Genomic DNA, 20,613 nt, shown 5'->3' with positions numbered 1-20,613 from the left:
AGCGTCGTTTTCCCTTTCCTCACAAATCAATGACTTACGGTGCGGGTCATTGATTTGGGCGCCCCGCGCGGGGCGCGTTGATGACTTTTTGCGAAGTCATCAACTTTAATTGCCACACAGTTAGCTGACATCTCATTTGCATCATGAATAATGCGGGCTAGGTACTATGTTCTAAATACTTAGCTCTCAGCTCCCGGCACATAGCACTCTGAGTGATCGCTTCCCGTTTGCTGGCGATCACTCAATGTTCTGCACCTGTTCCCGGACCTTTTCCAGGTCGGTCTTGAAACCGACGACTACCTCCGAGATCTCCGGGAGCCCTGATTTCGAGCCGATAGTGTTGATCTCCCGCTGGATCTCCTGGACGAGGAAATCCAGCCGCCTGCCGATGACCCCGCCCGCAGCGACAGCCTCCTTGAAAGCATCCATGTGCGTCCTCAGCCGGGTCATCTCTTCGGCGATGTCGGACCTCTGGGCGGCCAGGGCGACTTCAACTTCGAGTCTCGTCGGGTCCACCTTCTCGCCAAGGTCCAGTGCATCCAGGAATTGCTGCATGTTCTGCCTGGTCCTCTCCGTGACCTTCGGGGCTGCCTCACCCACCTTTTCAACGAGACGCGAAAGGTCGTCGATCCTCACAGTGAGATCCACCGCCAGGGAAGCACCTTCCCGCAGCCGATGCTCAACCATGCTGTCAAGAGCCATGTCCGCCGTATCGACGATGGAAGCGAGGCTGTCCTCCCCGAACTCCGATTCCCCCTGTGGAACGATCTCGCCGGCCATGATCAGATGCTCAAGGCGAACAGTATCGCCAAGGGCTCGTGCGACCCCTTCAAGGGCCTTGGCCATCTCCAGAGCCCTCTCGGTATCGACAGCGTATTCACGGGGCCGCTCCTCCAGGGTCACGAAGATCTCCACCTTGCCCCTGGAAACTTTTTTCCTGACCAGAGAACGGATTTCGGAATCGATCACCATCGCTGTACGGGGGGCTTTGACACCCATATCGAGATACCTGTGGTTGAGGGATCGCACCTCGACAGTGACCCGGCCGGAGGGTGTCTCTCCGGTGGCTCGCCCGTACCCTGTCATGCTCGCTACACCTTTACCGGATGGTTTTACAGTCAACAGAAACATTCCTTTCAGGTTTGAGAACTTCGCTAAAAGTTTTGACTACGCTATTCTTCGCCGGCCTTCACCTCTCCGGCGGATCCCCCTGTCTCATCGGGGACACCCTCACCGCCGACAACCTCGGCCCCGCCCTTCTCCTTCAGCTGACGAAGTTCCTCCTCGAGCTCACGGACCTTTGTGCTGTAATACTCCTCGAGCTGGTTGTGACTTTTGAGGATTTGCGCGACCTTGCTCCTGACGAGGGATTCGATGCGGCTTTCGTCCACCCCTGCTTCACGGACAACGGTTTTTTCCTGCTGTCCCCTGGCCGACCTGTGCAGGTTTATGATGTTGTCGAGGACCTTGTTGTCGATGGGAGCGACCACCCGGTGGTCAAACTCGACCTGCGGCACATCCAGCCTGGATCTGTCCCTGGCAACGAGGACCATTGTCATGTGGTCGAGATCCATGCAGGACCTGACGATATGGCCGGCCATAAAGGGATCGATCCCCGGCATATCGTCCCGGATAAGGAGGATGTCGGGAGCATCCTTCTTGAGATGATCGAAAAAGGCTCGGTAATCGTGGGTGATGACAGGTTTAAAAGACCGTCGTTCGCAAAAAGCCGTCACTTTGGCTGAAAGCTCCGCGTCCATGCCGCTGCCCACCAGGACCGTCAACTCCCCGGTGGACGGCTGAACAGGCTTTTCTTCCTCGCCAGTTCCGGGTCCTGTGTACTCGACGGCACCTTCCGCCATCTTGCGGAAAACCTGGAGGAAATCGGTTATCTGGAACGGTTTATCCAGATACTCGTCAACATGGTACTCGGCCTGCACCTTTCCCTTGTATTTATACTTCTTGTATACCGCCGTGAGTATCATCACCCTGGCAGTGTAGTCCGATTCTTCCTTGATCCTGGCGCACAGCTCGAACCCGTGGAGTTTGGGAAGCATTGCGTCGCTGACGACCAGGGGCGGACGCTCCCTGAGGTAGATATTGAGGCCTTCCTGGCCGTCACGTGCTGTAAGGACGCTGAAACCCTCCGAATCGAGGATCTGTTCAAGGAGAAGGACGATCTCCGGCTCATCGTCAACGACGAGGACCTTCATGCCGGCAAACCTTGACACTTCAGGCGAACGTACGATCTGACCGTCCTGGTAACTGTCATCAATACCGGAGTGACGTCTGATCAGTAGCGCCATCTCTTTGGCCCTGTCCTGGACCGAGGTTCCCTTGAGGAGGTCCAGCAGGTCCAGGGCCGCCTCGAACTGTCCTCCCCTGTCGATCTCCTCCGCAAGGAGGAGGATTCCCTCTTCCTGCTGCGCTCCTGTCTGGCCTCTTCCGGCCAGTGTCTTGATCAGTTCCCTGGCTTCCGCGTTCTCCGGGTCCAGGCGCAGAGCCTCCAGGACCAGCCCGGCAGGCAACTCACCTTTTCGGGTTTCGAGACCTATAGAGGCTGCCCTGACAAAGGCCTGCGCGGCGTGGAACGGCATCCCTGCGTCCCGGTTGAGGTTGGCGAAGCGGATCCAGACATTCTGGTCATCCGGAATGGAACTGATGACCTTGTCGAAGACCGATACCGCCATAAGGTGTTTGCCCTCTTTCCGGTAGATCTCCGAAAGGGCGCTGTATATCTCAATAACCTCGTCCTGGTTATCCATTTCACCGAGGATCTCGGCCAGCAGGTAGTAGGAATCATGGTGGATCGGGAAATCCCTTACCATCTTACGGAGGATGGCTATGGCCTTGTTCAGGTTCCTGGAAGGGCTGTCAGGGGTAGAAAAGATCTTGGCGGCTGCCAGGTAATGCTTGGAAGCGTCCCCCACATCGCCCCGCTGCTGGTACAGGCGCCCCAGGGAGTTATGGAGGTCAGGCCTGTTTGGCTGCCGCCTCAATTGTGCAAGAAGATAATTTATCTGGTCCATCAAAAAACCAGGTTCGGGTTTCGGGTTTCGTGTTTCGTGTCAAAGCCCAGAACGAAAGGGCATCTTACGTATCCTGATTCCGGTGGAAGATACCAGGGACTTGATACTTTGGACTGCATTAATAAAGTTCCTTAGCCTTATTGTATTCCGTGGTCGCCCTGGTGTACTCCTCTAACGCCATGTACACCTCTCCAAGATAATAGTGGATCTCGGGGTTGTTACCGTCCTCCCTGGCAGCATCCAGAAGAACCTTTTCGGCATCACGGTACTTCCCCTCCGCGTAAAGGGACTTACCTCTCTCCAGGAGCACTGAGGACCTTGCCGATTCTGCCGTGAGCTTCTTTTCGAGTCGGTTCACCCTCGCCGCGGCGTCGTTCCATCGAGCGTCAGGTTTTCCAAGTTCCAGGTAGCGCCGATAATGCCTGAGAGCGTCCCTGTCCTTTCCCGAATCCTCGAAAATGATCCCCATCCGGTAGTAGGCCCTGACGTCGTTTTGCCCAAGTGCCTTCCTGTAATAGGTCATGGCCCGTCGATGATCGTTCTGGGCGAAATATTTTTCCCCGACTTCGTAGGGGTCCTTTCCCTTGTCGCCGCCCGGATAAGCCGCCTGGGGAAAACCGACACCGATGGCGAGACAAATGAGCAGCAGCCGCATGATGACCTTCATGAACTTCTCCTTTCAAGGGCTTGTTTCATGGCCGGGGTCAAGGGAACTGACGGCACCCATGTCCCACGTGAGGACTCTCATGGGGACGGCACCGACATCGTACAGGACCAGCTGAAGTCCCTGCGGGGACGATCCGAGCTCTTTTCTCGGGAAGGCGACCGTGAGACCGACCTCGTAAAGAAAAACGGGATTCATCTCCTTGCCCGCTGCCGAAACGCGGCTTGAGATAAACTTGCTGCGCTCCAGTTCCGCCGGCAGTTGAGCCCGGGCTTCATGACCCGTTCCGTCTCGCAGGGAGATGTGCCTTTCGAAGTTGTCGGCGTATCCGGGGTAGCCTCCCTTGAGGTTCTTGCTGAAAATGGTGACGTAGAAGGACTCCTCCAGATCGTAGGTGCTGGCCAGGTCCCCCATGGCTTTTGCAACCCTCTCGTTGGTCCACCCCTCCTTGGAGGCTGTGTACCTGATGGCCGCCTCGAGCTCCTGCTTCGTGTGAAAAGTGGCCTGGAGCATCATATCCTCGGAGACCGACTGAACCGTGTTCCTCCTCCACAACTCCTCGTAGCTGTCACCGGGACCTGATGAAGACAGGTAAGGTACGGGCGGTCGGGATGTTTCCTGAGGTTCCGGCGTCCGGGTCACGGGTTGGGTCTGCTGCCCCCCGGAAGAAACGGCCGTTTTCTCCTGGGGAGCATCAAATCTGGAGAGAATGAAATGTCCGGACAGGAAAAGAACCACTGCCGCCGCCGCGAGAGCCGCTGTGACTCCGTATTTCCTCATACCCGTGACAACTTCCAGGGGGCGGGCCTGCCGGGGGATGTGCATGGGGTAAAGACGCGCGGCCTCCTCACCCATGATGCGACGGCTTTCTCTCAGAGCGTTTTCGAAGGCGTCCTTGAGCTCATTTTCCCGTTCCCGCCATTTATCCCTCTCCTCCCTGAAAAAGGTCCTTTCCTCGTCCAGGGAGTGCATGAGAGACTCCACGCTCCTCTCCAGGGCCAGTTCACGGTCCTTCTGTTCCATGAGAGCGGCTTGCGCCTCGGCCACGGTCTTGCTGAGTATCTTCTCGAGATGGTCGAGCCGGTCGTCCGTGAAGCCGGACGACCCGCCTTCTTCTCCCGCGGCTTTAAAGGGGGCAGCTGAAAGTTCAGCTACCTTTTCTGCCAGTTCGTCCCGTTCATCCTGGACCTCTCCCAGCCTGTCGGCCAATTCCTGCCGGGATTCCTCCAGTTCCGAGATCCTGCCGGCGTTCGCATCGCCCTGGACTGCCGATGAACGAAGCTCTTTTACCTGTTTTTCGCTCTGGGCCCTGAGCTTGTTTGCCGCCGCAAGTTCCGCCTCGAGCGCAGCGACACGGTCGTCGTCCTCGTCGGACTTGTCCATCAGCTTCCGGGCCTCCTCGAGGTCCGCCTCAAGGAGCTGTTTTTCCTGCAGCAGGCCTTCCAGACGCTCGGCCGCAGCTTTCCTCGACCCGGCCTCTTCGGCAGCCAGTTTCATGCTCTCGACCAGCTGCTTCTCGAGATCGGCGGTTTTTTCGGACAGTTCGTCCCTTTCGGCCTTGATCTCGTCCACGACCGACATGGACTCGGCAAGTTCAGTATTATCCGCTTCCAGTTTCTCGGCTCTCCTGATCGTGGCAGCCAGTTTCTCACGGAGGGTTACCAGCTCAGCGCTTTCGTCTTCCCTGGATGCGCTTTCCAGCTCCTGCCGGAGTCCGTCGGCTTCCTTCTGCACGGTTTCAAGCTGCTTTTCCACTTCGGCAAGCCACTTGGTCTTGGATTCGGCCTCCGAGATGCGGACCATCAACCCCTTGTTCTCATTTCTGAGAGTTTCCAGCTTTTCCTGACCGGTTTCGCCCCGCTTGCTTTTCCTGTTATCGGCCAGGAGGGTTTTAACCTGTTCCTCGATCTCGTTTTTGGCGGCTACAGCAGCCGCAAGGTCTCTTTCCAGGGCGGCTTTCGCCTGGTCCGCCTGTTGGGCCCGGTCCATGGCATCTCGCAGACGCCGGGTCGACTCCTCGTCTTCGACGCTCCCTCCTTCCATCTCCTTCTTTAACTGTTTATTCAGCACAGCCAGTTCATCGGCCCTGGCAGCCGCGCTTTCCAGACGGGAGCTGAGATCATCAACCTGTCCCTTAAGTGAATCCACCTCCCTGGTGTCAGCGAGATGGGCCCGCAGTTGTGTGTTCTCGGTGAGACTCAGATCGAGGTTGTTCTTGTATTCCGCGGCCTGAACCTCCAATGCCGCGAGCTTGTCGGCAGTTACGGTATCGGCAAGACGGGCTTTGAGCTTTTCGTTTTCAGCGATACTCGAATCGAGGCTGCGCTTCAACTCCGCGAGCTGGCCTTCCAGTGCGGGGAGATCGCGGGCTGTTTGAGTGTCATCCCTCGTCACATCCTGACCGGCCGATAACACGCGGAGCTTTTCCGTGAGGCTCTCGACCTCAAGCCGTGATTCCTCGTAGCGGCGGGCTGTCAGGGTCAGCTTATCGGTCAGGTCCTTTTCCTTACTCTCGACGGATCCTTTTACGCGGTACAGCTGTTCCTCGAAACCATCTCTTTCCCGGCGGACCCCCTCGAGCTCCTCTGACATCTGCCGCTCACGTTCCTTCGCGGCCTCGATGGCCTCCCGTGCTTTTTTGACCTCCTCCACGAGCTTCCTGTGTATCTCCCGATCTCTTTCAGGCTGTCGGGCTTCCGTAGCCGCCCACTCATCTTCCGACGGGACAAGGAACCCTTTTTTGCTCTCGACACCCGCGGCGCTGGTAATCTTCGACGAGGTGAAACCAAGGACGAGTTCCTGAAGTTCCGATTTCATGAACGGTTTCTGGAGATAGGCGTCGGCGTGATATCGAAGTCTGGAATGCCGCTGGAAAGATTCGTCGTCCACGACAGCCGACATGAGGATAACCGGGATTCCGGCCGTAGCGGGATCCTTTTTCAGTTTCTCGCAAACGACAAAACCGTTGACCCCTGGCATCTGGACGTCGAGAAGGATGACGTCAGGAACCGTGTCCACCGCCTGTTTGAAACCGGATTCGCCGTCCAAGGCGACGATCACCTCGGCCCCCATCTCATTAAGAAAGTCTTTAGTGACATCGAGGATATACTGTGAATCGTCCACCACAAGGGCCAGCATGGAGCCTGCGGCTTTATCCACCGGAATCTTTTGTGCCGGAGTTTCCGACGCTGCGGTGCCCGCTGGTGCCGCGGCCTCGCCGCCTGTCTGGCCATTCAGCTGGCCGGTTACGACCGCCGGATCAGTACTTCTTTCGTGATGATCTCCTCCGGAGGAGCCCTCTCCGGGACCGGCAGCCCCGGACTGCAAATCAAAGCCCATGATCCCTTTAATGAGTTCGAGAAGATCCTGGCCGCTGAACGGTTTCAACAGGTATCCGTCGGCGTGTGTACTGAGCCTCGAATGACGCTCCAGAAGATCTTTTTCCACCTTCCCCGACATCATGATGACGGGGATATCCTTTGTCTCCGGGTTTTCCCGGAGGTTTTTTAAAAGGACGAAACCCTGGATCTTGGGGATCTCGATGTCGGTTATGATGAGGTCCGGCTTTTCGGCAACAGCCATCGCAAGCCCGGCCTCTCCATCGTTCGCGTTGACGATATCTATGCCGGTCCCGGCGAAGAGATCGTTCACATAGGTTTGATAGAAAAGGTCGTCCTCGATGACGAGGAATCGCAGGTCAGACATGGGGGTATGGTTTCCGCCTCGATTATTGCCGGGTTATCTTGAGGACGATCGAGTTGCCCTCCTGATAAACGTCGTACCCGATCCTGACCGGCAGGATCTCAATGGAGATCTTAACGCCACGATCGTTGCCAAGCTCCTCGACGTAGACCTCTCCGACGATGTTCTCTCCGCCCGCAATACGTTCAGGCAGTTCCGGGTTGATGTCGGGAAATTCGATATCGATCCATTTCCTGGAAAGCTTGGCCGAGGTGGTGACGTTGTAGTCGGTCATCCCGTTAGTGGAAAACACGACCTGGGCGCTGTCCTTTATCTCCTTTACCTCCAGTCCATCAAGAACACCGGGGCGCAGAGGTTTGGCAGGGACGGCCGGTTTCGGAGCAGGAGCAGGTTTGGCAGGGACGGCCGGTTTCAGGGCAGGAGCAGGTTCGGGCGTCTTTTCAGAACTCCTCTTTTCCCTGAGCCTCGCTTCCCTGCGTGCCTGGACCGCATCCTCCCTGGCCCTTTCCGCAGCCGCCTTTTCCTTTTTACGTGGATCGGGAGCCGGGGCCAGGGCGGCACCGGCACTCCCCGCCCGTATCGAGGCCCTGATCTCGAAAGACTCGGCTTTTTCGTAAACGACCTTGACCTTAGCGGTACCACCGGTAAAAAGGGCGCCATCCACCCTGTCAGGCCTCAGCGGTACAGTACCGGTCGACTCCAGGTACACCGCCTTTCCCGTCGGCACATCGGCGATGTTACCGAACCGGTCCTGCGCCTCGAGAGTGATCTCGAACGGTTCGCCTGCGACCGCCGAATCGGGGGTCTTGACCAGGACCTTTTCAACCTGCCCGGCGACCACCGTCAGGTTGAGCTTTCCCGAGATGTTGCTCTGGATCTCGGATACCTGGATAGAATAATCACCGCTGGCCCGCATCTCGATCTGGATTTGAGCCACCCCGCCGTCAAAGGAGGCCGGCGTAACAAGGTCAGGGGCGATATCTCCCCCGTCCGAGTAAAGCCTGACACCCTTGTACCGGGCATCGTAGTCGGCGACCAGGTTTCCATACCTGTCCATGGCCTTTATGGTTACCGGCAGTCTCTCACCGGCAGTAACCTTCGGACCCGCGCTGATCTCAAATGAATCCAGGGCTGCGGGCACAATGGCGACGACGCCGGCATCCCCCGACAGGTTTTTCCTCCGGTCCTTGATGCTGACGGCATGCTCTCCGGCAGAACGGAGTTCAACAGGGATCTCGAAATTCCCTTTCCCGAGAGATCTGACACTTCCGGCGACCCGAAGGGCCGGGTTTTCAACGGTAAGGGACGAACTTTCCGGCGAATATCCGTAAGCCACGTTGCCGTGCATATCCACGGCCTGGAAGGTCAAGGTGACCGTCTGCCCGACCTCAGCTCTGGATGGAATATCGGCAAGGAGTTTGACAGGTCGGCCCGAACTTATATTCAACTCCCACTGCTGCAAGACCTCACCCGCACTGTCTTTCAGGAAAATGGTGAGTCCGCCCATCTTTTCGGTTGAAACACGGAACCTGAAACCGGGCATGTAGTTATCCGGGGTGAGAAGGGGCGGCAGGACGCTGGCAGGCTTGGAAACCGTGAGGCTCACCGGCGCTTCCGGTTTCCAGCCCTCAGGCATGGTGTTTCCGAACCGGTCCATGAAAGTGACCTGGACCTCGAACTCCTCACCGGCCATAACCTCCTGCGGCACCTTTGCTTCGATGCGGTCGAAGGCAGCCGGCTTGACGGTGATGCTCTCGGCGCTCCGGACGGTGAAGGTGGTCAGAAAACAGGCAGTTAGGACGGTAAGACAGACTGTCCGCCAAAAGGACATCCGGCACGCTCCTTTTCTCATCAAATTCAAAGGCTACCGGGTGAAGTGATCCCGGGGTCTGATCTTTCCATGCGCCTTGTCAGGGGGCGCACTGATTTCTCTGGACAAACACTTGCGAGGTCCGATTTTACCGCACCTGTACATCTTTTTATGATTAACATGGGGCCTATATGGTGTCAAGATATAACAGCGTCCATAAATGTTGTAACTCCCTATAATAATTAAACTTTTTTCGGATGGCGTAATGCCGGAGAACCTGCCTGTCTGGTTAGACAGGCAGGGCACAGACTCCTAGCTGGAGTTTGTCGGAACATATTTTTTTGAGTCTTTTTTATTTAATACCTTGTGTTAACTATAACTTACAATCTTGATAGAGTCGCAAAAAGTCCAGTCGGGACTTTTCCTGGCTCATTAGTGTCCTGGGGAAAGGGAAAAGCATCGTTTTCCCTTTCCTTACAAATCAATGACTTACGGTGCGGGTCATTGATTTGGGCACCCCACGCGGGGCGCGTTGATGGACTTTTTGCGGGTCCATCAACTTTATCACCTGTTGATTCGAAGGCAAAAAGCATTAGAAAAGTCGTTCCGACAAACTTTTACGCAGCGTGTCAGGGTTTTCCGACACGCTGCTAGAGCACACAGAGGTCACCCTTCGACAAGCTTCCATCTTCGCTATCACCCTTCGCCAAGGCTATGGGTGACAGAAGCTACGGTGGACAGGCAGGGCTGGCAGAGGAAATCAATTCCACCCCTCACCTGACTTCCCCGGTGGGGGAGGGATTTCTTCGAAATCGACTGAACGTTCAGGTGAGGGGGAGGCGACCACCATGTTTTCTTACATGATCGCCCGGGCCTTTCTCTGTGTAACTCTGTGGTGAAATCCAGGATCTGGCGCCGGTCGGTTATTAATCCCTGGATTCAGTCATCCTCCGCCATTCCCAGCTTCTTGAGGCGGTACCGAAGAGACCGGAAGGTGATTCCCAGGAACTCGGCCGCCCTGGTCCGGTTGCCTCCCGTCTGCCGGAGTGCCGAAAGGATGAGCTGCCTCTCGTAATCGGCCACCCGGGCGTCCAGGTCCCCTTCCCCGTCCATGGCCGCAGCCTCCGGGGACCGGACAGCCGGCGCCCGCAGGACCTCCTCAGGAAGGAGATCAGGCGTCAGCTCATCCCCTGTAGCCAGTGCGACAGCTCTTTCCACGATATTTTCCAGTTCCCTCACGTTACCCGGGTAACCGTATCCCATGAGATGCCGCATCGCCTCGGGGGCGACGGACCCCAGGGTCCGTCCCTGCCTCGTGGCAAGACGCTTGAAAAAGTGCTCCATCAGGAGCGGGATGTCCTCGCGCCTTTCCCTGAGTGCCGGGACCTGGATATGGATGACGTTCAGACGGTAATACAGGTCCTCACGGAAATTCCCCTTCTTCACCTCCCCCGCAAGATCCCTGTTGGTCGCGACGATGATCCTCGCGTCCACCTTGACCGGTAAGGTCCCCCCCACGGGAACCACCTCCCGTTCCTGGATGGCCCGCAGCAGCTTGACCTGCAGGGCGCTGGAGGTCTCGGTGATCTCGTCCAGGAACAGGGTCCCGCCGCTGGCTGTCTCGAAAAGCCCCTGCCGGTTGGAGTCGGCCCCGGTGAACGAGCCCTTCCTGTGCCCGAACAGCTCGCTTTCCAGGAGGGTTTCCACCAGGGCCCCGCAGTTGACCGAAACGAAGGGCCCCTTCCGGCCGGCGCCGTGGTGGTGCAGGGCCCTTGCGATGAGTTCCTTGCCTGTCCCGCTCGCGCCGGTGATCACCACGGTGCTGTCCATGGGGCTGACGCGCTCGATGACCTCGAACATCCGCTTCATCCCCGGGCTCCGGCCCACGATGTTCTCGAAGCTGAACTGGTCCTGGAGCAGGCGGTGGAGCTGAACGTTCTCCTCGGCCAGCTTTCGCCTCTCGATGACGGCGCTTATCCGGCTCTTGATCTCCTCGATGCGGAACGGCTTGGTGATGTAGTCGGCGGCTCCCAGTTTCATGGCCTCCACGGCCGAGTCGGGGGAGCCGTAAGCGGTGATCATGATCACCGGGATACCGGAGTCACTTTTTCGGACCTCCCTGAGCAGGTCCAGGCCGCTCAAGCCAGGCATGTTGATGTCGCTGACAACCAGATCGAACGAGTCTTCGCCGGCCATGGCCGCCAGGGCGCCGGCCGCGTTGGCGCTGCCGGCAACGGCATACCCCTCACGCCTGAGGAAGATCTCCAGCATCTCCCTCATGGAGCGCTCGTCGTCCACGATGAGGATCTTCCCCTTGCCCTTCAGGCTCAATGGGACCTCCACGGCGGCAGGTTAACGGACACGGTGGTTCCCCTGCCTTCTTCGGTGCGCACATCGATCGTACCCTTATGAATCTGCACCAACTGGTAGACGATGGCAAGCCCGAGCCCGGTGCCGTGATCCTTGGTGGTCTTGAACGGCTCGAAGATCTCGGGCAGGACCTCGTCGGGGATGCCCGGTCCGTCGTCGCTCACGGCCAGGACGCTGCCGCCCCCGTTATCGTCCCTGACCACGGACACCGTGATCCGGCCTCCCCTGGAGACGGCGTCGGCCGCGTTCTTTACAAGGTTCATGAGGATCTGCCGCATCTGGGAAACGTCAAGGGACAGGATCACCGGCTCGGCAGGGAGGTCGGTTTCAAGGGAAATCTCGCCCGCGGTGACCACCGGGTCCAGGAAGTTCACCGTGTCTGAGACGATATCCCTCAGATCGACATCCTCGAACCGTGGGGAGGGTGGGCGGGCGTAATCCAGGAAGTTCCCTAAAAGGTCGTTGAGACGCTGTGTCTCCTTGAGCACGATATCCATGAGGCGCAGATCCTCACCGTGAAGGTCCAGGTCCTTTTTCAGGATCTGGATCGATCCACTCATGGAGGCCAGGGGGTTCCGGACCTCGTGGGCAATGCTGGCGGCCATCCTTCCAATAGCGGAAAGTTTATCCGACACCCTGAGCTTGCCCTCCATCTCCCGGAGTTCGGTCAGATCCTGGAAGATAACGACGAACCCCTTCTCAGGTTCCTTGAGGGGGGAGATGGAAAGGCCCAGAACACGGTCCTCATCCTCCTCATCGGTGAAACTCCCCTCCCACCGGTCGACCCTCCCCGCGGACGCCCTTTGCAGCAGGTCCTGGATGGGGATCCCCGAGAATACGTCCTTCGGCCGCCTTCCCGTGCGGGTCATCCTGCCTTCCAGGCTCAGCATCTTTTCAGCTGCCGAGTTCATGGACCGGATGGCGCCTTCCCTGTCCAGGACAGCGATGCCGCTGGTGATGCTCTCGAACACGACATCGCTGAGGGTCCTGAGCTTTTCCAGGTCCACCGTTTTTTCTGAAAGTTCCTCCCGGGCCGCGCGGTAGCGGTGGCTGATCATGTGTCCGAGGAAAGCCACCGCGAAGAAGGCGGTGATGTGCATGAATACCCGCCCCATGATGTCCCACGGGTTGACCAGGAGCAGGTCGGCCAGTTCCGCCGCCTGGGGGGGCATGACCAGACTGTAGTACTGCAGGTCCACGACACCGCCGTAAAGGATGGAGGAAACCGAGGCGGTCCAGTAGCCCCCGCCATGAAGGGCCAGGGCGGCCCACAGGATGGAGAACAGGAAAAGGAAGGGGAAGGGGCTGCTGTGCCCTCCCGTGAGGAAAACCACGAAGGTGTAAATGAGGAGATCGACGCCCACCTGGTAAGCGGCGAACCGGGGCAGGTTCTCCACCTGGTTGAAAATGGTGGCGAAGAGGATGGTCAGGAGGTAGACGCCGACGACGAGCAGGTAGATGGTGAAGAGGGGAGCGAAGAACAGCGCCTGGCTGCCCTTGAGCTGGATGACCACCGCACCGCCCAGGAAGAGGGTGACGGTAGCAACCCTGAAGACCATGAGGATCTTCAGGAGCAGGGGCAGTTCCTGGGAGTGTCTGAACAGGGGACTGCCGGTACCCGGTGACATCAAGGTGGGGGAGCCGGGGCTACCCGAGGGTGGCCATCTTGAAGATCGGGAGGTACATGGCGATGACCACGAACCCGATGGCCCCGCCCAGGAACACCATCATTATCGGCTCCATCAGGGATGTGAGGGCCTCGACCGCGGTGTCCACCTCTTCGTCGTAAAAGTCCGCGATCTTGCTGAGCATGGCGTCCAGGGCGCCGGTGGCCTCCCCGACGCTGATCATCTGTACCACCATGGGGGGAAAGACCCCCGACTCTTCCAGCGGTTCAGCAATGGTCTTGCCCTCGCTGATGCTGTCCCGGGTGAAGTACACAGCCTCCTCCACGACCTTGTTCCCCGCCGTCCGTGCACAGATATCCAGGGCGTCTAAAAGGGGCACTCCGGAAGAGAGCATGGTTCCCAGGGTCCGTGTGAACTTTGCCACCGCCACCTTACGGATGAGGGGGCCTACGATGGGGGCTCTCAGGAAAACACCGTCCATGCGCCGTTTCCCGCTGACGGTAGCGTAATACCTCTTGAAGAGGGCGCTGAAGACGAAAAAACCGCCGATGAAGATGAGCATCTTGTAGCTCGACGCGAAATTGCTCATGTCGATGACGAGCTGGGTCAACGCGGGCAGCTCACCGCCCATGCCGGTGAACATGTCGGCGAACTTGGGGATAACGAACACCATGAGGAGGGCCACCACGCCAACGGCCACAATCAGGATGGTGATGGGGTATACCATGGCTGACTTGACCTTCTTCTTGAGGGCCATCGCCTTTTCAATATAGGCGGCCAGCCTGGAAAGGATGGTGTCCAGGATACCCCCGGCCTCCCCGGCGGCAACCATGTTCACATAAAGTTCATCGAAGATCTTGGGGTGGCGCCCGAGAGCCTCGGCGTAGGCCGAACCGCCCTCAACGTCACTCTGGACGGTATCCAGCGCTTTGCCCAGGGTCTTGTTTTCGGCCTGGCTGGAAAGGATCTCGAGGCACTGGACCAGGGGAAGCCCGGCATCGATCATCGTGGCGAACTGGCGGGTAAAGATGACGATGTCCCGCTCCTTGACCTTCTCCTTGAAGCCCGGGATGCTGATCTTGATCTCCTTGGGTTTGGCCTTGACCTTGGAAGGGTTCAGTCCCTGGCGCCTCAGCGCCGCGTGAACGGCGTCCGGGCTCACGGCCTCCATGGTGCCCTTCTTGACTTCACCTTTGGCGGTCTTGGCTTCCCAATTGAACTCAGGCATGGACTTCCTCCCCGATTGATCTTGATAGCATCGCGAAAAGTCCGGGCGGGACTTTTTGCTCAACGGAAAGGGAAAAGCGTCGTTTTCCCTTTCCTCGTAGCTGGACCGTTACCCGATACTGACCCCGGCCTGCGTCAGCATCTGACGCATCTCTTCAGGGTTGGTGGTCCTCCCCAGAACCTCTTCCACGGGGATCGTCCCTTTGAGATAGAGTTCCAGGAGGGACTGGTTCATGGTTTGCATGCCGAACTTGGTCTGCCCCACCTGCATGATGGAGTAGATCTGGTGGACCTTGTCTTCGCGGATGAGGTTCCTGATGGCCGCGTTGGGCACCATGACTTCGAGTGCAAGACAGCGTCCCCCGCCTTTTTTGGGAATCAGGGTCTGGGACAGGACTCCCTCCAGCACGAAGGACAGCTGGGCCCTGATCTGGGGCTGCTGGTAGGGCGGAAAGACGTCCAGGATCCTGTTGATGGTCTGGACACAGTTGTTCGTGTGCAGGGTGCCGAACACCAGGTGTCCCGTCTCGGCCACGGAAAGGGCCGCTTCGATGGTCTCCAGATCCCGCATCTCGCCGATGAGGACGATGTCGGGGTCCTGCCGGAGGATCGACTTGAGGGCCCTCTTGAAGGTGGAGGTGTCGGCCCCGACCTCCCGCTGGTTGACCACGCAGCTTTTGTGGGGATGAAGGAACTCGATGGGGTCCTCGATGGTGATGATGTGCTCGTGCCGGGTGGAGTTGATCCTGTCGACCATGGCGGCAAGGGTCGTGGACTTGCCGCTTCCCGTTGGCCCGGTGACCAGAACGAGGCCCTTGGGCCGCTTGTTGAGCTCTTCAACCACCTTGGGCAGACCCAGGCTATCGAAGGACATGATCTCGAAGGGGATGGTCCGGATGGCGATCCCTACAGATCCCCTCGTCTGGAAAACGTTGGCGCGGAACCGGGACAGCCCCTTGACCCCGAAGGAAAAGTCAAGTTCCTTGTCCTCCTCGAAAACGTGTTTCTGGGCATCCGTGAGCAGGCTGTAGGCGATCTTCTTGGTGTCCGGGGGCGCCAGGGTGGGGACGTTGATAGGCCTTAACGCGCCGTCGATCCGCAGCTGCGGCGGCGTTCCGGGGGTGATGTGCAGGTCGCTGGCCTTGTTGTCCACCATAAACTTCAGCAACTGGTGGATGCCGGGCACTTCCTGGGAGTCAACACCCAGTGGCACTCCGCTGGTATCGGGTTTGTTCATGCTTTCCCCCTTTTAACAGCGACTCAGCAAATCCGGGGCGCTGCTAAAAGCTATTCGGCCGGAAACATTCCGTGCCTTTGATTTAATTTTCCAGAATCCGATTTTCGGTGTCTAATCTGTTTTTGTCTGGTCTACATACACAATCCGGGATCCCCGTTGATTTTCTATGAGAGTATCCTGGATTCTAGTCTCCGAAGGTGACCCTGAGGATCTCCTCGATGGTGGTCACCCCTTCCTTGATCTTCTGAAGACCGCTCTGGCGCAGGGACTTCATGCCGCCCTCGATAGCCGCAGCCTTGATCTCAAAGGTGGTCCCCCCCTGGAGAATGATCTCCTTGACCTGGTCGGAGACCACCATGACCTCGTAAAGAGCCACGCGCCCTTTATACCCTGTGCCTCCGCAGGTGCTGCATCCTTCCCCCTTGTAACAGGTGATGGTCCCGGCCTCCTCCTCCTTGAACCCTACGTCGACGAGGGCGGCGATAGGCACGTCCACCACCTGTTTGCAGTTCTCGCATACCTTGCGGGCAAGGCGCTGTGCCACGACCATGATCACCGCCGAGGCCACCAGGAAGGGCTCCACTCCCATGTTGAGGAGACGGTTGATCGTGGCCGGGGCGTCGTTTGTGTGGAGGGTCGAAAGAACCATGTGGCCCGTAAGGGCCGCCTTGATCCCGATCTCAGCCGTCTCGTAGTCCCGGATCTCCCCAACCAGGATGATGTCGGGGTCCTGCCTCAGGAAAGAACGCAGTGAGGCGGCGAAGTTCAAACCGATCTCGTCGTGCATCTGGACCTGGTTGATCCCCATGAGGTTGAACTCCACCGGGTCCTCGGCCGTCATGATGTTCACGTCGTCGGTATTGAGGTCAGCCAGAGCGGAGTAAAGGGTCGTGGTCTTGCCGCTTCCGGTAGGGCCGGTGACCAGGACCATCCCGAACGGTTTATGGATCGCCTCCTTGAAATCGGCCAGGGCCGCCTCCTCGAAGCCGAGTTTGGTCATGTCCAGCTGCAGGTTGGCCTTGTCCAGGAGCCTGAGGACGATCTTTTCTCCGAACAGGGTGGGAAGGACCGAAACACGGAAATCGATCTCGGCCCGGCGCCCGAGCTTCATCTTGATCCTGCCGTCCTGGGGCAGGCGGCGCTCGGCGATGTCCAGCTTGGACATGATCTTGACCCTCGAGAGCACGGCGTTCCGGATCTTCAGAGGGAGATTCATCATGGTTTTGCACACCCCGTCCAGCCTGTAACGGACCCGCATGACCTTCTCGTACGGTTCGATGTGGACATCGCTGACCTTCATCTTGTAGGCGCGCACAAGAAGACCGTTGACCAGCTTGATGATGGGGGCTTCCACATCCCCGCTGAGCACGTCGTCGGATGTGTCCTCGATAACCTCCACGTCGTCCACGGCGCCCTTGACCAGGGTATCGAACTCGTCGACATCCACCATGTCCCCGATCTCCATCTCACCGGCGAACCCGCCATCGTCCATTCCTTCCAGGGAGTAGTCAGCCCCGGAGATGTCGGCCTTCCCTGACCCGAACCCGCCGCTCTCGTAGTACTTCATGATGGCGTCCTCGATGGCGGTCTCGGATGCCACCACCGGCTCCACATTGTAGCCGGTCATGAACTTGATGTCGTCAAGGGCAAAGACATTGGTGGGATCGGCCATGGCCAGGGTCAGGGTACCTCCCGTGCGGCTGATGGGCACCAGCTGGTACTTCTTGGCCGTCTTTCCCGGGATGAGCTTGATGATGCCCGGGTCAACCTCGAAATCCACCAGGTTGATGGAGGGGACACCGTACTGTTTGCTAAGGAAGGAAACTATCTCCGCCTCTTCCAGGATGTTCAGCTTGGCCAGGTTGTACCCCAGACGGCCCCCGGACTTGCTCTGCTCCTCGAGGGCCTGCTTGAGCTGATCCTCGGAAATGATCTTGGCTTTGACGAGCATCTCGCCCAGACGCGCTGCTGCCATATCGGTCTCACTCCCCGTAGTTATAACTGTGTGAAATGATCAACCTACAGGCTATTGACAGTGAAGGGTTTTGTCAAGTTCACCCGAAATCCTCCGATGCTTTTTTTTAGGTCCGGATTTCGGGTATGGTTCCCCCCTGCCTGCGGAAGGCAAGCTCAGGAACACGGAATCCGGCTGAGCCTGGATTCCATGTCTGTTTCCGGAATAGCTCAACCCCGCCTGATTCATGATGCTTATAGTGCCATTCCCATTTGTCTTTGACAGGGTCGCAAAAAGTCCAATCCGGGACTTTTCGCTCCACGGAAAGGGAAAAGCGTCGTTTTCCCTTTCCTTACAAATCAATGACTTATCCCGCAAATTAATGACTTGCGGGACGGGTCATTGATTTGGGCACCCCGCGCGGGGTGCGTTGATGGACTATTTGCGAGTCCATCAAAGTTCGAAGTGCGAAGGAAAAGCTCCCACTTCGTTCTTCGTTCTTTGCGCTTCGCTCTCCTTTTCAGCTGCTACCAAGCAGTCTGGTAAGCATTTCGACCATTCCCCCGCCGGTGTGCTCGGCGGGGAAATGGATGTTGGTGAACCCGGCCTCACGGGCAGCCTCAGCAGTCGTTGGCCCGATACACAGAGCCGGCAGGTCTAAGATCTTTTTCCACTTTTCACCTTCCACTTTCCCCAGCAGCTCTACCGTTCCTTTTACCGCCGAGGGGCTGGCGAAGGTGACCACGTCCAGCCCTTCGGCCAGCGCTGTTTTTAACGCGGCGGCCCCCTCTTCGGGAACCACCGTGCGATAAAGGATAACCTCCCGCACAATGCCCCCCCGGGCCTCGATCAGCTCACCCAGGGGAGTCGTCACCTCCCGGGGCCTGAACAGTAAAAAACGCTGCCCCGAAAGGTCAGAAGGGAGCATCTCCAGGAGGCCCTGGGCCGTGTACCGCTCCGGCACCAGGGACACCTTCCCGCCGGCTCTTTCCCAGGCCAGGGCGGTTTTCGATCCCACGCACATTGCCGGGGGCAGGTCACCAATGTGCGCCCCGGATCCTGCCCGTTCATTTTCCAGGAATTTCAGGAAGAATTCCACCCCGTTGACCGAAGTGAAAAGGAGGTGATCGGCGCCGCCGGGGTCGCTCAGGGCCTGTCTTATCCCTGCAGGGTCGGCTTCCGGCTCCATGTGCACCGCGGGGACCACCCGGACCCGCGCGCCCTTCGATTCGAGCCTGCTGACCATGTCAGCGGACTGGGACCAGGCCCGCGTCACCAGCACTCTGATCCCATCGAGGGGCAGATTTCCGCTCGGGTTTTTCATAACCCTTTCCTGTTTCCACAGCATCTAAAGCTGACAGGGTCGCAAAAAGTCCAATCCGGGACTTTTCGCTCCACGGAAAGGGAAAAGCGTCGTTTTCCCTTTCCTTACAAATCAATGACTTATCCCGCAAATTAATGACTTGCGGGACGGGTCATTGATTTGGGCGCCCCGCGCGGGGCGCTTTGATGGACTTTTTGCGAGTCCATCAAAGCTGGAACGCGGAGGGCCGCGGAGGGCGCCACTTCCCAGGCGCCACCGCAGGGGACCGCAGTTAAACCTTATTCATTTCTTTACTGCGAAACTCTGCGGATTGTGCGGCCTACCAGAGAGCCGCCTCCGCGTAACTCTGCGTTAAAGCTTTGCCTTTCAGCTTAATTACCTGAGATCGCTTCGTCCAGGTTCAACTCGCGATGACAATCGTGTTCATAATGTTTTACGCCGACACTCCGAAACACAGCCTGTCACGCCAAAGGGGTGATCACCCCGACACAGGCTTTTCTCCTGGCTCCTGGATTCTGCTCTTTCCAGATACCAGACACCGGTTAATTATTTCATTTCCCTGCAATAAACCTCTTCCAGGATCTCCCTGCCCCCGGCCTCGAGGATCCGGCCGGCCAGCGAGCTTCCGAGCTTGGCCGCGTCGGCGGCCGGGCCCCGGTCGGTATCCCTGATGATCCGCCTGCCGTCCACGCTGGCCACGAGACCGGTGAGGGCCACCTTGTCGCCCTCCCGAACGGCGTGGGCGGCGATGGGGACCTGGCATCCTCCCTCGAGGCGGTGAAGGAAGGCCCGCTCGGCGGTGACGCACGAACTGGTGGCGTCATCGTTGAAGAAAGCGATCCGGTCCAGGGTGGTCTTGTCGGCCAGCCGTGCCTCGATGCCAAGGGCGCCCTGGCCGATGGCCGGAAGCATGATGTCGGGATCGATGACCTCGGTGACTTCGTTCTCCCAGCCCAGGCGGCTCACGCCGGCCATGGCCAGGATGATGGCGTCGTACATCCCCTCCTTGAGTTTCCTCAGGCGGGTGTTGATGTTGCCCCGCAGCGGCTGGATGACGAAGTCCGGGCGGGCGGCTAACAGCTGGGCCTGGCGGCGCAGGCTGCTGGTGCCGATCTTCGCCCCCTCGGGCAGTTCGAGGATGGGGGTGTCTGCGCTCCCGAGAACGGCGTCCCGCGGGTCCTCGCGCCTGGAAACGGCGACGATGCCCAGGCCCTCAGGCAGCTCGGTGGGGACGTCCTTCATGCTGTGGACGGCGAGGTCCACCGACTTGTCCAGCAGCGCCTCCTCGATCTCCTTGACGAAAAGGCCCTTGCCGCCGACTTTCGCCAGGGGCACGTCCAGGATCTTGTCCCCGGTGGTCTTGATGGTCCGGATCTGGACGTCCAGGTTGGGGTGATGGCGGATCAACTGTTCCTTGACCCAGTTCGCCTGCCACAGCGCCAGCTGGCTTCCCCGGGTGCCGATGCGAATGGTGTTGTTCAATTAAAGCCTCCTGTTGAATTTCTTATTTTTTTCGTTAGTCCAAGATCTAAGATCCAAAATCCAAGAAACAGTCAAAAGCTTATAACGCGAAGAATGCAAAAGCGGCTCACTAGCAGCGTGTCGGAAAACCTCTTGACACGCTGCTATAGGTTTTTCGGAAAGCCCTTTTTTGGGTCTTTTCTTGAA

At 58.3% G+C, this 20,613-nt stretch carries 12 protein-coding genes; all 12 read right to left on the bottom strand.

The features are described 5' to 3' along the window. Window positions 1–237 precede the first annotated feature (237 nt). On the bottom strand, window positions 238–1,086 hold the full coding sequence (locus P1S46_05910) for a YicC family protein (protein ID MDF1536026.1): 849 nt from the start codon (window positions 1,084–1,086) through the stop codon (window positions 238–240). An 86-nt stretch (window positions 1,087–1,172) separates the two neighbouring features. After that, entirely contained in the window at window positions 1,173–3,029 is a 1,857-nt protein-coding gene (locus P1S46_05905; GenBank protein MDF1536025.1) for a response regulator, read from the bottom strand. 118 nt (window positions 3,030–3,147) lie between these two features. Further along, window positions 3,148–3,696 carry a tetratricopeptide repeat protein gene (locus P1S46_05900; GenBank protein MDF1536024.1) on the bottom strand — a complete coding sequence of 183 codons (549 nt, stop codon included), beginning with the start codon at window positions 3,694–3,696 and terminating at the stop codon, window positions 3,148–3,150. A gap of 12 nt (window positions 3,697–3,708) precedes the next feature. Beyond that, window positions 3,709–7,398: a response regulator gene (locus tag P1S46_05895; GenBank protein MDF1536023.1), complete on the bottom strand. Its 3,690-nt coding sequence runs from the start codon at window positions 7,396–7,398 to the stop codon at window positions 3,709–3,711. 22 nt (window positions 7,399–7,420) lie between these two features. Beyond that, window positions 7,421–9,226, bottom strand: a complete 1,806-nt coding sequence (locus tag P1S46_05890; protein MDF1536022.1) for a hypothetical protein — start codon at window positions 9,224–9,226, stop codon at window positions 7,421–7,423. Between the two features lie 918 nt (window positions 9,227–10,144). Beyond that, window positions 10,145–11,536 (bottom strand): sigma-54 dependent transcriptional regulator, encoded by a 1,392-nt coding sequence (locus P1S46_05885; protein ID MDF1536021.1) that lies wholly within the window; start codon window positions 11,534–11,536, stop codon window positions 10,145–10,147. Further along, window positions 11,533–13,203 carry an ATP-binding protein gene (locus P1S46_05880; GenBank protein MDF1536020.1) on the bottom strand — a complete coding sequence of 557 codons (1,671 nt, stop codon included), beginning with the start codon at window positions 13,201–13,203 and terminating at the stop codon, window positions 11,533–11,535. The genes P1S46_05885 and P1S46_05880 overlap by 4 nt, the downstream gene beginning before the upstream one ends. 19 nt (window positions 13,204–13,222) lie before the next feature. Then, entirely contained in the window at window positions 13,223–14,431 is a 1,209-nt protein-coding gene (locus P1S46_05875; GenBank protein MDF1536019.1) for a type II secretion system F family protein, read from the bottom strand. A gap of 108 nt (window positions 14,432–14,539) precedes the next feature. Next, complete coding sequence (locus tag P1S46_05870) at window positions 14,540–15,616, bottom strand: type IV pilus twitching motility protein PilT (protein ID MDF1536018.1); 1,077 nt, start codon at window positions 15,614–15,616, stop codon at window positions 14,540–14,542. Between the two features lie 235 nt (window positions 15,617–15,851). Continuing rightward, on the bottom strand, window positions 15,852–17,642 hold the full coding sequence (pilB, locus tag P1S46_05865) for a type IV-A pilus assembly ATPase PilB (protein ID MDF1536017.1): 1,791 nt from the start codon (window positions 17,640–17,642) through the stop codon (window positions 15,852–15,854). A 499-nt stretch (window positions 17,643–18,141) separates the two neighbouring features. Continuing rightward, window positions 18,142–18,945, bottom strand: coding sequence for a uroporphyrinogen-III synthase (locus P1S46_05860; protein MDF1536016.1), 804 nt, complete (start codon window positions 18,943–18,945; stop codon window positions 18,142–18,144). A 546-nt stretch (window positions 18,946–19,491) separates the two neighbouring features. Next, window positions 19,492–20,427 (bottom strand): hydroxymethylbilane synthase, encoded by a 936-nt coding sequence (gene hemC / locus P1S46_05855; GenBank protein MDF1536015.1) that lies wholly within the window; start codon window positions 20,425–20,427, stop codon window positions 19,492–19,494. Between the last annotated feature and the right edge of the window lie 186 nt (window positions 20,428–20,613).

This window comes from bacterium, from assembly GCA_029210545.1.
GTDB lineage: Bacteria > BMS3Abin14 > BMS3Abin14 > BMS3Abin14 > BMS3Abin14 > JARGFV01.
The sequence above is the reverse complement of the archived record's forward strand: the minus strand, read 5'-3'. Positions and strand labels throughout refer to the sequence as shown.